This window comes from Nocardia carnea NBRC 14403 (assembly GCF_000308515.1).
Taxonomy (GTDB): Bacteria; Actinomycetota; Actinomycetes; order Mycobacteriales; family Mycobacteriaceae; genus Nocardia; species Nocardia carnea.
This window is the reverse complement of the sequence record NZ_BAFV01000001.1, coordinates 1-14,508: the sequence shown is the minus strand read 5'-3', so window position 1 is coordinate 14,508 and position 14,508 is coordinate 1. Positions and strand designations below refer to the sequence as shown.

Annotated in this window: 11 protein-coding genes; 5 read left to right on the top strand and 6 right to left on the bottom strand. The window is 66.4% G+C overall.

What is annotated here, in order from left to right; genetic code table 11:
- Window positions 1–70 precede the first annotated feature (70 nt).
- The 4 genes from rsmG (at window position 71) to ON22_RS00040 (ending at window position 5,637) form a co-directional block, all read left to right on the top strand.
- Window positions 71–817: a 16S rRNA (guanine(527)-N(7))-methyltransferase RsmG gene (gene rsmG, locus ON22_RS00055; RefSeq protein ID WP_081595212.1), complete on the top strand. Its 747-nt coding sequence runs from the start codon at window positions 71–73 to the stop codon at window positions 815–817.
- Window positions 818–2,673: 1,856 nt separating this feature from the next.
- Entirely contained in the window at window positions 2,674–3,630 is a 957-nt protein-coding gene (locus ON22_RS00050) for a ParA family protein (RefSeq protein ID WP_169332438.1), read from the top strand.
- 47 nt (window positions 3,631–3,677) lie between these two features.
- A complete protein-coding gene (locus ON22_RS00045; protein ID WP_033244405.1) occupies window positions 3,678–4,694 on the top strand; it encodes a ParB/RepB/Spo0J family partition protein in 1,017 nt (338 codons plus the stop codon).
- 217 nt (window positions 4,695–4,911) lie between these two features.
- Window positions 4,912–5,637 (top strand): hypothetical protein, encoded by a 726-nt coding sequence (locus ON22_RS00040; RefSeq protein WP_033243763.1) that lies wholly within the window; start codon window positions 4,912–4,914, stop codon window positions 5,635–5,637.
- Window positions 5,638–5,659: 22 nt separating this feature from the next.
- On the opposite strand, the gene ON22_RS00035 is transcribed toward ON22_RS00040, so the two are convergent.
- The 6 genes from ON22_RS00035 to ON22_RS00010 all read right to left on the bottom strand — a co-directional run bounded on the left by ON22_RS00035 (window position 5,660) and on the right by ON22_RS00010 (window position 14,213).
- Window positions 5,660–6,853 carry an N-acetylmuramoyl-L-alanine amidase gene (locus tag ON22_RS00035; protein ID WP_033243762.1) on the bottom strand — a complete coding sequence of 398 codons (1,194 nt, stop codon included), beginning with the start codon at window positions 6,851–6,853 and terminating at the stop codon, window positions 5,660–5,662.
- Between the two features lie 175 nt (window positions 6,854–7,028).
- On the bottom strand, window positions 7,029–7,361 hold the full coding sequence (gene trxA / locus ON22_RS00030) for a thioredoxin (RefSeq protein ID WP_033243761.1): 333 nt from the start codon (window positions 7,359–7,361) through the stop codon (window positions 7,029–7,031).
- Between the two features lie 94 nt (window positions 7,362–7,455).
- Window positions 7,456–8,445 (bottom strand): thioredoxin-disulfide reductase, encoded by a 990-nt coding sequence (trxB, locus tag ON22_RS00025; protein WP_033243760.1) that lies wholly within the window; start codon window positions 8,443–8,445, stop codon window positions 7,456–7,458.
- A gap of 175 nt (window positions 8,446–8,620) precedes the next feature.
- Window positions 8,621–9,448 (bottom strand): RsmA family anti-sigma factor, encoded by an 828-nt coding sequence (locus ON22_RS00020; RefSeq protein ID WP_156052269.1) that lies wholly within the window; start codon window positions 9,446–9,448, stop codon window positions 8,621–8,623.
- A gap of 131 nt (window positions 9,449–9,579) precedes the next feature.
- Window positions 9,580–10,173, bottom strand: coding sequence for an RNA polymerase sigma factor SigM (gene sigM / locus ON22_RS00015; RefSeq protein ID WP_051156990.1), 594 nt, complete (start codon window positions 10,171–10,173; stop codon window positions 9,580–9,582).
- Window positions 10,174–10,424: 251 nt separating this feature from the next.
- Window positions 10,425–14,213: a murein biosynthesis integral membrane protein MurJ gene (locus ON22_RS00010; RefSeq protein WP_051156989.1), complete on the bottom strand. Its 3,789-nt coding sequence runs from the start codon at window positions 14,211–14,213 to the stop codon at window positions 10,425–10,427.
- Window positions 14,214–14,321: 108 nt separating this feature from the next.
- Between ON22_RS00010 and ON22_RS37480 the strand changes: the two genes are divergently transcribed.
- Window positions 14,322–14,508: hypothetical protein (locus tag ON22_RS37480; protein WP_218000684.1), on the top strand; the 187-nt coding region annotated here is incomplete at its 3' end.

The following is a 14,508-nucleotide window of genomic DNA, read 5'->3' as shown; positions in this document are numbered from 1 at the left end:
TAGGGGGCTACGGTGAGAGACCGTAGTTGGTATATCCGCTCGAGCTCGTCGATCACGATCGAACAGAAGGGTGTTTCACGTGAAACCAGAACTCGGCGATTCGGCGGCCACGGTGCCGCAGTCGCCGCCGCCGGCGGAAGCGGAATCCGTCTTCGGCGAGCGCCTGGGATCGGCGTGTGACTACTGGACCGCGCTCGCCACCGCCGGGGTGGAGCGCGGACTGATCGGCCCGCGGGAAGTGCCCCGCCTGTGGGAGCGGCATATCCTCAACTGCGCGGTCGTCGGCGAACTGATCGGCGAGGGAGCCTCGGTGGTCGATATCGGTAGCGGCGCGGGGCTGCCCGGAATCCCGTTGGCCCTCGCCCGCCCGGACCTCCGGATCACGCTCGTCGAGCCGCTGCTGCGCCGGACGGTCTTTCTCAAGGAGTTCATCGATGCGGCGGGACTCGAGATCACGGTGGTGCGGGGGCGCGCCGAACAGCCCGGGGTGATCCAGGAGGCGGGCGGAGCAGATGTGGTGACCTCGCGAGCCGTCGCGCCCCTGGCGAAGCTGGCGGAATGGTCTGTCCCGCTGCTGCATGAGCACGGACATATGCTCGCGCTCAAGGGGTCGAGTGTCGCTGAGGAACTGGAACGTGATCGCCTGGCGGTCGAACGAGTGGGGGCCGGTAACTTCGCCGTGCTGGAATGCGGTGCCGGAATCATCGATCCCCCGACGGTAGTTCTTTCGGCCGAACGCATGCGCCGTTCGGAGCGGCCGTCCAAACGCCCGAAGAAACGCACCCGAGCGCAGCGCCGGGAAACAGGTCAAACCTGATCCTGCCCGCCTCCCCCACTCCCCCGCTGTGGCACCGATGTTTCCCGTGAAACATCCGCTTGCGTGTAACGGGCATCCGGGGATTTTCAAGTCAGAGCCGGGCCCGGGACTTCGTCCCCGCTACTCGGGACCGCATCTCCGCCGCCGCCGACGTGCCGCAGCACCGGACCCTGCGGCCGCATAGGCAACCGCAGCAGCCGCGCGCATTTACGGTCAGCCACCACCACCGTCGCAGCGACAGTCACCGCCGCAGCCGCCGCCGGAGCGACAGCCACGGCCACGGCCGGAGCGACAGCCACGGCCGCGGCCGCAGCCGTAGGCCGGCAGTCACGGCTGCAGCCGCAGACCGGCAGCAGCTGGGGGGTAGGCCAGCCGGGACAGTAGCTACTGCTGCAGTAGCCCACTGCCTCAGCAGTCGCAGTCGTGGCCGCAGCAGTACGCACGGGCCGCAGTCGTAGTCGTAATTGCAGACCAGGCGCAGCTCCAGGCGGGCCGGCCGGTCGGCGGTCAACTGGGCTCCGGCCTGGCTGGTGACGCCGCTTGCGCGTTCTGCGGAATTCCGGTGGCCAGCCGACGCGCCGACGGAGGCAGGCCGTCCCCCGCTTCGCTTCGTACGGAGCACGGGACACTATAGGGCCGCACGGTACGTCGGAGGCCCACCGGTCTGGCAAAGGGGTGAGTTTGCGCCGACGAGCTTCTGGACTCTCCGCAAGCGCAGGAGGGGCGGCGATGCTGCTGCGTGCTGCGGCGGGCTTCGGTGATGGTGACGGGCCGCGAGTCGAACCACTGCCCAGCGAGCTGCCGTCCATAGGCCGGCCGCCTCCGGCCCGGCAGGCGAGCTCGCGTACCTGTGGTGTCGGTCGATGCGTCGAGTCGTGGATGAGCTGCCGCAAGTGTTCGCTCAGAGAAGACCGATGTTTCACGGGAAACATCGATGAATTCGAGAGCGGATCGGTCTGCAGCGACAGCTCTCGCAGGGCTGCTCGGAGGAGTCGCTTCGGTTGGACGTGTATGTGTCGAGCAGGCCGTCACGGTGACGAAGGGACCGTGACCGCCAGGTCGAACCTGGGCACAGAACCGCACCGCGACCGTCGTTTGGTTCGCACCGGCCCACGCGAGGGATTTCACCCAGTTGGAGAGCAGCTGGGCGCCCGCGTCACTCGACTTCTCGGGGTTGGTGCCGGGTGGTCGAGCGTGCATCAGTGATGGCAGGGAGGTCGCTCGGAGATTCCTTCGATGAGTCGGTATGGGCGAACAGGATGTTGTGTTGGTAACTCGGCGCCGGAGCACTTACGCAACTGGCGGTTCTGCGTCGGTCTTCGGGCGAGGGGGCTCTGAGTGGACGTCGCGGCTGCCGGCGCGTGTTGCAAGATGAGCGCCGGGGTTATGGATGAGTCGATGTTTCCCGTGAAACATCGACTCAGGGGTACCGGTGAGGCGCCGAACGTGTTTCCGGGCCATGAATTCAGGAGAGTTCTGTGTGTCGCGGGCGCGTCGCAGCGATTCAGCTTTCTTCTCGGGCTCGCTGCTGGCAAGCTATTGGACGTCGGGCGTGAGCGTCGGTGCCACGAAGGAATCTTGGTGTTGCAGCGGTGCAGCTCCGTTCGACCGACCGGTGGCTCGGTGTCCGCGTCGGAGGAGGTAGCTTCGCGTGACCACGCAATGTAGCGAAGTCACCCGTCCCGCATGGATGTCGCAGTCCTGGTCGTGGATCGTCGTTCGATCCGGCACGGCTTGTTTCGACGACACGGCGCCGGCGTCCGTCAGGCCACGTGATCTTGCAGTTCTCGCGTTAGGAGCGGTCTATGTCGAACGGTTCAGCGAATGTTTCACGGGAAACATCGCGCGTGCCGGGAATGCTGGATGGTAGCAATATCGGCCCGGAGGCATTCGGAAGCACACCGTATGGCCATATATCCCCCACCGAGACGCCGATCGCTGCCGAGGCCCACCGGGCGAGCCAGTTAATGCATCCAGGAAAGGTGACAGTGCCGAAACCTCATGAGCAACGCATCATCACTGTAGCCAACCAGAAAGGCGGAGTCGGCAAGACTACGACAACGGTCAATCTGGCCGCGGCCCTGGCGCATCAGGGGATGAAGGTGCTTGTGATCGATCTCGATCCGCAGGGCAACGCCAGCACCGCGCTCGGCGTCGAGCATCACTCCGGTATCCCGTCGACCTACGAACTGTTGATCGGCGAGATCAAGGTTCAGGACGCGATCCAGCAGAGCCCGCACAGCGACAATCTCCTCTGCATCCCGGCAACGATCGATCTCGCCGGCGCCGAAATCGAACTGGTCTCTATGGTGGCTCGGGAAGCGCGGCTCAAAGGCGCTATCCAGGAAGCCAATCTCGCCGGCTACGACATCGATTACGTGCTGATCGATTGCCCGCCGTCGCTGGGCCTGCTCACGATCAACGCCATGGTCGCGGCCCGGGAAGTCCTGATCCCGATCCAATGCGAGTACTACGCCCTGGAGGGCGTGGGCCAGTTGATCCGGAATATCGGGTTGGTCCAATCCCACCTGAACCCCGAACTCCATGTATCCACCGTGGTTCTCACGATGTACGACGGCCGGACCAAACTGGCCGATCAGGTGGCCGAAGAGGTGCGCAGCCACTTCGGGGATGTCGTACTGCGATCGGTTATTCCGCGTAGCGTCAAGGTCTCCGAGGCACCCGGATACGGTATGACAGTGCTCGATTACGACCCGGGTTCCCGTGGTGCCCTCAGCTATTTGGATGCCGGTCGGGAAATGGCCGCGCGTGGCGCGGCGCGGCCGGCGGCGCTTACGGAAGGCGCTCAGTGAACGGACCGGGCATGGCTGTGGATGCGGGCAATGGAAAGGGTAGGCCGGTGAGTCAGTCGAAAAAAGGTGGGCTGGGACGCGGTCTGGCGGCATTGATTCCGACCGGCCCGGCTCCGGTGGCGACCGGGCTGGGGGCCGAGGCGGCTGATGCGGTGATCGGTCTGGATCCGGGGCCGCGCCCCGCCTCCACCTATCTGCATCAGGTTCCCGAACCCGTGGAGAGCTCCGATCTGACCTCCGCCGGGGACGCGGTGTACCGGGAAATCGAGCCCGGAAAGATCGAGGCCAATCCGAAGCAGCCCCGGCAGTATTTCGACGATGAGGCGCTCGCCGAACTGGTCCACTCGATTCGCGAGTTCGGTTTGATGCAGCCGATCGTGGTCCGGGAACTGGAGCCGGGCGGCGACCGCTATCAGCTCATCATGGGTGAGCGGCGCTGGCGGGCCTGCCAGGAGGCGGGGCTGGATGTTATTCCCGCCATCGTCAGGGAGACCAACGATGACGCGATGCTGCGCGACGCGCTGCTGGAGAATATCCATCGCGTGCAGCTCAACCCGCTCGAGGAGGCGGCGGCCTATCAGCAGCTGCTGGAGGAGTTCGGGGTTACCCAGGAGGAATTGGCATCGCGACTGGGACGCTCGCGGCCCGTGGTAACCAATATGATCCGCTTGCTGAAGCTACCGATCCCGGTGCAGCGCCGGGTTGCGGCCGGAGTGTTGTCCGCCGGGCACGCGCGGGCACTGCTCGGTCTGGAGGGCGGTGCCGACACACAGGAGGTTCTGGCCGCCCGGATCGTCGCCGAGGGGCTTTCGGTTCGGTCCACCGAAGAAGCGGTGAAGCTGGCGAACCGGGAACAGGAACCGGCCAAGCCGCCCGCGCCGCGCCGGCCGCCCATCCACTCCCCCGGTTTACAGGATGTCGCCGACCGGCTGTCGTCATCTTTCGATACGCAGGTTTCGGTGAGTCTCGGGAAGCGGAAGGGCAAAATTGTCGTCGAGTTCGGGTCGGTGGACGATCTGGAGCGGATCGTCGGAATGATGATGCAAACATCGCTGAACAGTTGAAATTTCGGCTTGTGGTCCGCATAACCTCTACCTCGGACAGGAAACGTCACTGTGACAGTGGCGGATCATGGGGGCCGATGCGCAGAGGCAGTCCTTGACCGAAGACTTAGTGACGCGGAATGAGGCGGGTTCGCTTGATCGCATATTCTTGCTGGCGAGAAACCATTGATGCGGCGTGAGCATAGACGAATCGGATAGCTGGAGGCTGAGCAGAGCGGTGTCGACCAGCGTCACAGGATTAACCCTGGAAAGTATCAGCCGGCTACCGGCGCATGCCCGCCGTTGTGTGTTCTGGGAGATCGACCCGGCGGTGGCTGCGGACTCCAGTGGTTTCAGCGATCCGGTCTTCGAGAAGGAAGCCTGGATCTCGACGGTGATGCTCGAATGGGGTTCGTGCGGGCAGCTCGCGACGATCGATGACAAAACCGTCGGTTGTGCGCTCTACGCGCCGCCCCGAGTGGTGCCCCGTGCCGGCCTCTTCCCCACCTCCCCGGTGAGCCCCGACGCTATCTTGCTGACCACTCTCGGCACCGAGTATCCCGATCTGGACGGCGATATCGCTTACCGGATGGTGCAGGGCGTCGTCACCGATCTGGTCCACCGCGGTGTGCGCGCGCTGGAAGCGTTCGGCATCCGCGGAGCGCATGCAAGCACCGCGCTCTCCGACCGTCCGACGGGAACCATGCGTCTCATGGAACGGATCGGTGTTCCCGGGCGCGGAGCCCGGCGTTCGGTACTGGAGTGCAGCCCGGAGAACTGCATGATCGACGCCGATTTCCTGCAGGAGGTCGGGTTCGAGGTAGTGCAACCGCATCACCGTTTTCCCCGGTTGCGGCTGGAACTCGATACCGATCACGGCTGGAAAGAGGATGTCGAACGAGCCCTCGACCAGCTGCTGGCTGCCGCGTCGATGACCGTGCCGACCCGGATCCTCACTCTTTGAGGCCGACCGGCCGAGGGATTCGCTAACCGCTGTCGGCGGCGGCGAGTTCCTCGGCCAGCAACTCGGCGAAAGTGTATGTACCGGTGGGCTGATCGTCCTGCCCCAGCAGGTAGAGCCGCTTCACCGAGATCAGGATCGCTTCCGCGATGACATCGCGCATCCGCGGATCGGCCAGCACCGACGCATCGTACTGGTTGGTGACGTAACCAAGATCTACCTGCACTGTCGGCATCTTGGTGAGGCGCAGCAGATCCCAGGTACGCGGATGGGTTCGGCAGTCCTGCAGCGAGGTCCGGGCCACCACTTCACGCTGGATGAACCCCGCCAGCACCTGGCCGATCATGGAGACCGACCCATGCGAATTGCCGAAATAGAATCCGGCCACACCATTGGCCATGGGGCTGGAATTGGACGCGCACCGCAGGGAGATCATCAGATCCGCGTCGAAGGCATTGGAGGTTTCGGCGCGTTCCGCATCGGTGGGGTTGCTCCCCCACGGGCGGGACAGGAAGGTTTCCATCCCGGTGGCGGCCATCCGGCCTTCCAGCCGGCTGGCCAGATCCCACAGGATTTCCTGTTCGTACACATCGCCGAACTCGGTGGGAACGCCACGGCCACGATCGGGCCCACCCAGACCCGGATCGATGACGATACGTTTACCGGTGAGCTGTGGACCGGCCCGATGCACCACTTCTTCCTCGGCGATCCGATGCGGATTACCGCCGGTGACCCGGGCGCCGAGCAATTCGAGCGAACGCAGCGTATCCGGACCGCAGATACCGTCGGCGGCCAGACCTATCTCCCGCTGGAACGAGGTCAGACCCTCGTGGGTGTGCGGGCCGAAGAAACCGTCCACCCGGTGGACATAGAAACCGAGGTCCTGCAACCGGCGCTGCAGGGTGGCCACATCGTCGCCGTACAGCGGCGCCGAGAGCTGGTAGATGAGAGTACGGGCACCCAGCCGATAGGACGCTTCTTTCAGCGCACGGTAGGTTGCGGGACCGATCTCACCGTCGACCAGGAGTCCGCGGTGCTGCTGGAAGGCACGCACCGCGGAGTCGAGCTGATAATCGAAGGTGGCTTCGGTGTCTTTCCAGTACTCGTCCGAACCATTGGTCTGCGCGCCGTTGTGCGCGTGCAGGAACCCCAGACTCGCCAGGGTGCTCCGAACCTCTGCTACGGCTGGACCGGTGTCGCCGTGACGAAGTCGGTGCATGCGTGAGGGCCCTTCCTTCCGTCAATCCCGGGTACCCACTCATGCGATGGCGTACACCCTCGCACGACGGAGCGTGGTCGATTCTGTCAGACCCGGACCGGAATTCGACAATCTTGGTCAGGGCATACTACGGCGCGTCGCCGTGTGACGGCCGCCGGATGGCCTATTCGAGACGTCAGATGACGTCTTCGATTTCCCGCAGGAGTGCGGCCTTCCCCTTGGCTCCGACGATCTGCTTCACCGGCTTGCCACCGGCAAACAGGATCATAGTCGGCACGCTCATGACCTGGTAATCGCGGGCGGTATCGGGATTGGCGTCGATATCGAGCTTGGCGACGGTGAGCTTGTCGGCATGCGAGCCCGCGATCTCCTCCAGTACGGGGGCGACCATCTTGCACGGTCCGCACCAGGTGGCCCAGAAATCGACCAGCACCGGCTTCTCGCTCTGCAGGACAGCATCGGCGAACGAGGTATCGGTGACGGTGACCGTGTTGGTGGTCTCGGACATGGCTGTTCTCCTTGGTTCTCCGGACGCCCGTGCGCCCGGGGCTGGGGCGGGCAACCGAACCCCGCGGCTCAGTTGCCCGGTGAGCCCGCCGGACTCAATCGGCTGCCGAAACGGCGACGGGCTGGTCGGCGTGCGGCAGCGTATTGCTGGTGATATCGCCCTTTTCGGCCAGCCAGCGTTCGGCGTCGATAGCGGCCCGGCAGCCGGTGCCGGCCGCGGTGATGGCCTGCATATAGGTGTGGTCCACGAGGTCACCCGCGGCGTAGACGCCCTCGACCGAGGTCGCGGTACCCGGATCACGCACCAGGACATAGCCTTCCGCGTTCAGGTCCACCTGGCCGCGGACGAGTTCGCTGCGCGGATCGTGACCGATGGCGACGAACAGACCGGTGACGGGCAGATCGGAGGTTTCCCCGGTGCGGGTATCGCGCAGGGTCAGCGAGGTGACACTGGTCTCACCGTGCACCTGGACCACTTCGGCATTGGTGCGGAACCGGATCTTCTCGTTGTTCTTGGCGCGTTCGAGCATGATGCGCGAGGCCCGGAATTCGTCGCGCCGGTGTACGACGGTGACGCTGGAGGCGAACTTCGTCAGGAAGAGCGCCTCTTCCATCGCCGAATCGCCACCGCCGGCCACCGCGATGTCCTGGCCCTTGAAGAAGAAGCCGTCGCAGGTGGCGCAGGCGCTCACGCCGCGACCGAGGAGTTCCTGCTCACCGGGGATGTTCAGATAGCGGGCGGCCGACCCCATGGCCAGAATCACCGCATGTGCCTCGTAGACATCGTCTCCGACGGTGACCTTCTTCACCGGACCGCTCAGATCGATGGCGTCCACATCTTCGGTGCGGATATCCGCACCGAAGCGTTTGGCCTGCTCCCGCATCTGTTCCATCAGGTCCGGGCCCATGATTCCGTCGCGGAAACCGGGGAAATTCTCGACCTCCGTGGTCGTCATCAGGGCACCGCCGAACTGGGTGCCCTCGAACACCAGCGGCTCGAGTTCGGCGCGGGCGGCGTACACGGCGGCGGTGTAACCGGCCGGCCCCGAGCCGACAATGATCAGGTCGCGAACTGGCGTGCTCATGGGACCCTTCCGGAGAAAGCTGATGGGGACGTTTCGGTCAACAACAGGGTAGACGGGCTTTGTTCCCGGCGACGGCCCGACCGGACCGCGACCCGAGCTCGTGCGCGGCAGGCGACGGGCAGCCCGGGGACAGCGGCTACACAGTCGGGGTACGACCGGAGCGAGCTGGGGTTCTTCAGCCGATATCGGTGATCGGAGTCAGCAAGTCCGGGTTGCCCGGCCCGCACCCGGGGCCGACGACGAGCGCGGTGACCTGCGCACCGTTTCGCCCGCCGACGAGGATCAGCACCGCGTCGTCACGGTCGCGGAACCTCATCTCGGTGGATCCGAGCACGGGGCGATCGACCCCGGCGGCCCGGACACATGCGGCGAGGGCCGCCGGATCGGCCAGTCGGCCGGGCACATCGTGGCGGCCCAGGGCGCGCAGCGCGATCGTCGTATCGAACTCGGCGCCCGATTCCGTGCCTGCGGTGCCGGTGGGCGCGGCAGTCGGCATCGTTTCGCCCTCGGGCCGGAACCCGACGAACAGCGCGGCGCCGGCGCAGATCAGTACCGTCGCGGCTGCGGCGATCGCGGTGGCGATGCGCCGGCGCCGGCGATGGGCGTCCAGCGATATCGGCGCCTCACCGACCGGGCCGGACTCGCCTGCGTCCGCAGCGGCGAATCTGCCGTTGGGCGCCGGTGCCGGGATATCGCCGAGCGGAACAGTTGTCTCCACCGCCCCGGCGGCGCCGTCCTTGCGACCCGCTTCGTTTCCGAGGGATTCGGCGAACGCCTCCAGCCGGGCCGCGATATCCACCGGCATCGGCCGGACCACCCGGTCGGACTCGGCGAGGCCGGTAAGGGAGGTGCGCAGTGCATCGAGCGATTCGAGATAACGCCGGGCGTCCGGATCCTGCCGGACCGCCGGCCAGAGCCGGGCTTCGAGCTCAGGGTCGATATTTCCGGCGTGCAGATCGGCGAGCAACTCCGCAGGGAAAGGAGGTTGCGGAACGGGGCTCATGTCCTTCGCACCTCCAATGCTGCTGCGTCCATTTGGCTCGGGTTTCGATTCCTGGGGTTCTGCGGTTGCACTCCCGGTGAGTACATCCCATTCGGGAGGAAAAATGTGTCACTGGTTTGGACGCGTCGTCCTCACATCCGGTTCCCCTCCCCGTTCAGGGAATCCAATTCGGCTTTGAGCCGCTGCCGCGCCCGCGCACATCGGCTCTTGATCGTGCCCACCGGAACACCCAGTAGATCGGCCGCATCGGCGACGCTGTAACCCTCCACATCCACGGCCACCACCGCCGCGCGCTGATCCGGTGGGAGGGCGAACAGGGCGCGTTCCAGCACGATGGAGATATCGATCCGGCTGTATTCGTCGGCGTAGTCGGATATTTCGGGCCAGACCTCCGGCGGGAGGACCACGGCCCGCTGGGCGCGATTGCGCCGGATCCGGTCCAGGCAGGCGTTGACGACTATGCGATGCAACCACGTACGCACCCCGGATTCACCACGGAAGGAGCCCGCGTTGCGATGCGCCGACAGCAGGGCTTCCTGGAGCGAATCAGCGGCGTCCTCGGGCGTGTAACAGACGCGCGCGGCGGTCTGCCAGAGATGGTCGTTGTGCCGGCGGATCAGTTCGGCGAAGGCGTGCGGCGCCCCGGCCGCGTGCGCCCGCAACAATTCGGTATCCGAGGTGATATCGAACCCGGGTTCTCGCGCCCCTGCCCCAGGAGACGGCACCGTCCCCCCGCGAACCCCCGCATTCAATTCGGACGACAATAGCCAACCCCTTGGACAACCGCCCACGACAGTTTCGGCGCGGCGCGAGCCGGCCTGTGGTGATTACTGCGTGTACTCAGCGAGCGGGACCGTACCCCTGATCCCACCGGCTCCCTCCTGGGAGCGCGGATCGTGATCATATCCCGGCCGCCATTGCGCGGCAACCGGATCCAGGTCCTCCGGATACCCTGACGGGATAACGAAACAGCAGGTCAGGGCTTTGCTTCGAAACTCAGCTCGGCGATCGAGCTCTGGAACTGGGCACCCGAATTGCCCAGACCGGTGACCCAGATCAGAACGTAGCGGGCGGACTGATCGCTTTGCACCGGCACCTCCGTGACCCCGTCGCCGAGCACCGCGGTACCCGCGAGCTGAGTCTGGTCCAGGGTGGGGGCTTCGGTGGGCGAGGTCCGGATCTCGACCGACGTACCCGGGGTCGGCGAAGTGATGGTGACCTTGGTGAGATTCGCCGGGCTGGGCAGAGTCGCCAGCAGGCCGACCCCCTTCTTCAATGCCGGGAACTGCTGGAAGTACTGGTCGGTGCTCCACGAGGTGGCCGGATCGCCGTCCATCGCCGCGGGCCCGCCGTCGGGGTCGTCCGGTGTGCCTTCCGGGGAGAACACCGTTATCCCCGAGATCGGCACCGGTACACCGGCGGCGCCGGCAGGTGTAGTCGACGGGGCCGCCGAGCTCGGCGACTCCTCCGGCGCGCGGCTGGTCGTCAAACCGATCACGCGCTGCTCGTTGAGCGGTTCACTGGAATCGCCCGGCGCGAAAACGCTCACCAGCCACCAGATGACGATCCCGACCACGAGGGCGGTCAGAATGCCCAGGGCCACCATGATCCACATCATCCGCTGCGATTTCTCGCGTTCGGCGGCCAGCAGCTCCGGATCGGCCAGCGATTCGTCGGCCGGAGCCGGGGCGCGCTGCCCCAGCCGCAATACCGGGATGAAATCGGTCTTCTGGTCCACCACCGAGGCCTGTTCCAGGACATGCTGGATGGTGGCGGCGGTGCGGACGCCCTTGTTCGGCTCCAGCGAGCGCACGGCCACCGCCGAGATCTCGAAGGGCACCTCGGGCCGGATCTGGCGGGGTTCCACGGGGGTGCCGTCGGAACCGAAATCGGCCGGGCGCAGCCCGCCCACCGTGGCGGCGTTCCCGCTGACTGCGCCGGTCCGCAGCGGCCACCGGGCGGTGATGAGCGCGTACAGCATCGCGCCCAGGCCGCGGACATCGCTCTGCGGGTCGGCATCGCCGAGGGTGCCGGGGAACGCCAGTACCGCGTCACCGTTGGCACTGATGCGAATCCGGTCCGGATGGTCGATGGACAGCGCGCCGCCGCTGCGGTGCGCCATTTCGGTGGCCGAGGCCAGTACCCGGATGGCGCGCGCGGCGCCGATCGGCGACGGGACGGTTTCGGCCATTTCCCGCAGCGAACGTCCCGGTGTCCATTCGGCCACCACGATGCCGCCGGAACTACCGCGCACCACATCCAGGACGCGGGCCAGGCCGGGTGAATTGATCCGGCCCAAGCGCAGCGTGCGGGACAGGATGGCCTGCGGACCGTCCTGACCGGAGTCGCTGCCCGCCCGCTGATCGGCGTCGACGAAGGTCAGCGCCACTTCCCGATCGAGTTTGATATCCAGTGCCTGCCAGAACTTCAGGCCGCGCGCACCGCCGTGATCGGCGAGCAGCCGATATCGTCCACCGGCGACGGAAGCTCCGGCGATGAGTTTGGGCCCACGCTGCACCCGGCTCGCCTGCGTCATCGGTGGGACGGCGATCATTCCGGTGTCGTAGACCGGATCGGTGGCCGATACCGTGGCGCCGGTTCGCTGGACGCGCTCCTCGGACAGGTGATCGTCGGCGTCGTCCGGTCGCCCGGCAGCCGCGTCGTCGTACTGTGGCCCGCTGTCCGGCGCCTGCTCGGGCGGGTGGGCGGAATCGGCGGAACCGGTATCCACACGCTGGGTGCGCGCCTCACCCGGCTCCGACTGCTCCGGGGGAACATCGGTGGACAAGCGTCCGCTCGCCGGATTCCGCGCAGGATCGGCGGCTGGGACCTTGCCCACCGCGTCGTCGCTCACCCTCGGACCTCCTTCGCCCTGGTATGCCGCAAACTCGGCGGGTCTGTCACTTGTGCCGGTCTGCCGAACAGGGTACGGGAACTGGCCGGGTACGGTGCGATCAACCGAGTCCGGCCGGATCACCGGTAGCACCATTGTGCTCTGTGCGTCCATGGCCGAATCGAAGCCGGAGTACGCGAGATACGGGTCGGGCCGGCGCATGATCCGCGTGGTGTGCTCTTCTTCGACGGGTTCGTCGAGGTCCAGCGGCGGTGCCGGCGGGGTGATGCCGAGCCGCCGCGAAATCGCGACCGTGATGGCGACGACCTCGGGGATCCCGGCCAGCCGCATCAGCCCGAACGCCACCGCGAACATCACGATCGCGGTGATCCCGACCCGGATGAACGAGCCCGGTCCGCCGAGGGATTCGGTGAGCCGGTCCAGACCCATCACCTGGTCGGCGATCAGCATGACGGCGCCGCCGGCCAGCGAGGACAGCAGCACCCGGCTGACCGTACGACCCACATTGGCCATCCGCAGATCGCCCAGACTGCGGTGCAGCAGCCAGCCGCCGATCACCGCGCCGACGGTGAAACCGAGTCCGGTGGCGATACCGAGCACGATCACGACCTGGTCGGGGCTGTCGGCGATCAACGGGGCCAGCGCCGAGAACAGGATCTTGACGGTGGTGATCCCGAGGATGATCCAGGTCGGTGTCCACGCCTGTTCTCGTGCGTAGAACACCCGTAGATGAATCAGTACGAGCGAGTACGGGATCAGGGTGAACGCCGAGAAACTGACCGCAGTACCGAGGCGGGAGGCGTCCTCGGCGAACCGCGCGTAACCGAACAGCGCATCGCCGACCTGCGGCCCCGCAAAGGTCAGGAAGGTGACGATCGGGATCAGCGCGATCATGGTCAGCCTGGTGGCCGCCGACAGATCGTCGACCACCGCGGGGGTGTCGTCGTTGGCGGCGTTACGGCTGAGCCGGGGCATGATCGCGGTGAGCAGGGTGACGCCGATAACGCCGTACGGCAGCTGCAGCAGCAGCCACGCATTCTGGTAGATCGCCGGACCGGCCTCATCGGCGCGCGAGGAGATGTTGTTCGCGAAAATACCGCCGATCTGGCTGATCAGCACGTAGAGGATGATCGCCGCGGCCATGGTGCCGAACTGTTTGAGCCGGTTGTCCAAACCCCAGAGCGGGCGCAGATCGATGCCCTGGCGGCGGATGGCCGGCAGCAGGCTGGTCGCCTGCACGATCACGCCGAGAGTTACACCGCAGCCGAGAACGAGCAGTTTCGGATCGCTCATCCGGACCGGATCCAGGGTGATCTCGCCGGGTGTCAGGGCATAGAGCCCGAGCACCACCAGCACCACCACGTTGTTCAGGACCGGCGCCCACGCACCGGGTTTGAACGCACCTCGCGTGTTGAGGATGGCGGTGAACAGGGCCGACAGCCCATAGAACAGTACGGCCGGGACCAGCAGGAAGGTCAGCGCCGTGGTGAGCGATGTATTGACCTTGCCGTCCGCGGAGACGAAAACATGGGTTGCCAGAACCGGCGCCGCGGCGGTCGCCAGGACGGCCGCGGTACCGAGGATGACGGCAGCGGCGGTGACGAGCCGCCGGATGAACGCGGCGCCGTGGTCTGGGTCCTCCTGTTCGGCCCGGACCAGGGTGGGCACCACGATGGCGGTGAGCACGGCGCCGAGTACCAGTTCGGCGATCATGTTCGGAATCAGGCTGGCCGAGGTGAACGAACTGGCGATGGCCGGACCGAGCACCGCGAGCAGCAGCAGCTGTTTACCGAACCCGGTGATACGGCTGATCAGCGTGGCGATCGCGATCGAACCGGAGTCCTTGAGGAGCTTGGACTGGCTGTTGTCGGGTTTGTCCGCGGTAGCGACCGCCTCCAACGGCTCTGCCACGGCAACTGCGGGCTGCTGACCGGTGCGTGGCCGGTTACCGGCAGGCGCCGGAATTCGGGCGGGCGCGGCGCGTTGCGGTTCGCGTGCGGGCGGGACCTGGTGCAGCGGTTGCGACGGCGGCGCCTGCCGGCGCGGTGGGGTCTGTGGGCGCGGATCCCCGGGCGGCGGTGCCTGCGGCCCCGGGCGGTTCGGCTGCCGCTGCGGACCGGGACCACCCGGGTTCTGCGCGGACGCGGGGCGCTGCCGATCGGCCGGGTGCGGTGGCCGCTCGGGGGCTCGATTCTGCTGGACCGGC

Excerpts from the sequence above, each read along its gene's own strand:
- trxA (WP_033243761.1), bottom strand. The coding sequence starts at position 7,361 with ATGTCCGAGACCACCAACACGGTCACCGTCACCGATACCTCGTTCGCC.
- ON22_RS00050 (WP_169332438.1), top strand. The coding sequence starts at position 2,674 with ATGCTGGATGGTAGCAATATCGGCCCGGAGGCATTCGGAAGCACACCG.
- ON22_RS00020 (WP_156052269.1), bottom strand. The coding sequence starts at position 9,448 with ATGAGCCCCGTTCCGCAACCTCCTTTCCCTGCGGAGTTGCTCGCCGAT.
- trxB (WP_033243760.1), bottom strand. The coding sequence starts at position 8,445 with ATGAGCACGCCAGTTCGCGACCTGATCATTGTCGGCTCGGGGCCGGCC.
- ON22_RS00035 (WP_033243762.1), bottom strand. The coding sequence starts at position 6,853 with ATGCACCGACTTCGTCACGGCGACACCGGTCCAGCCGTAGCAGAGGTT.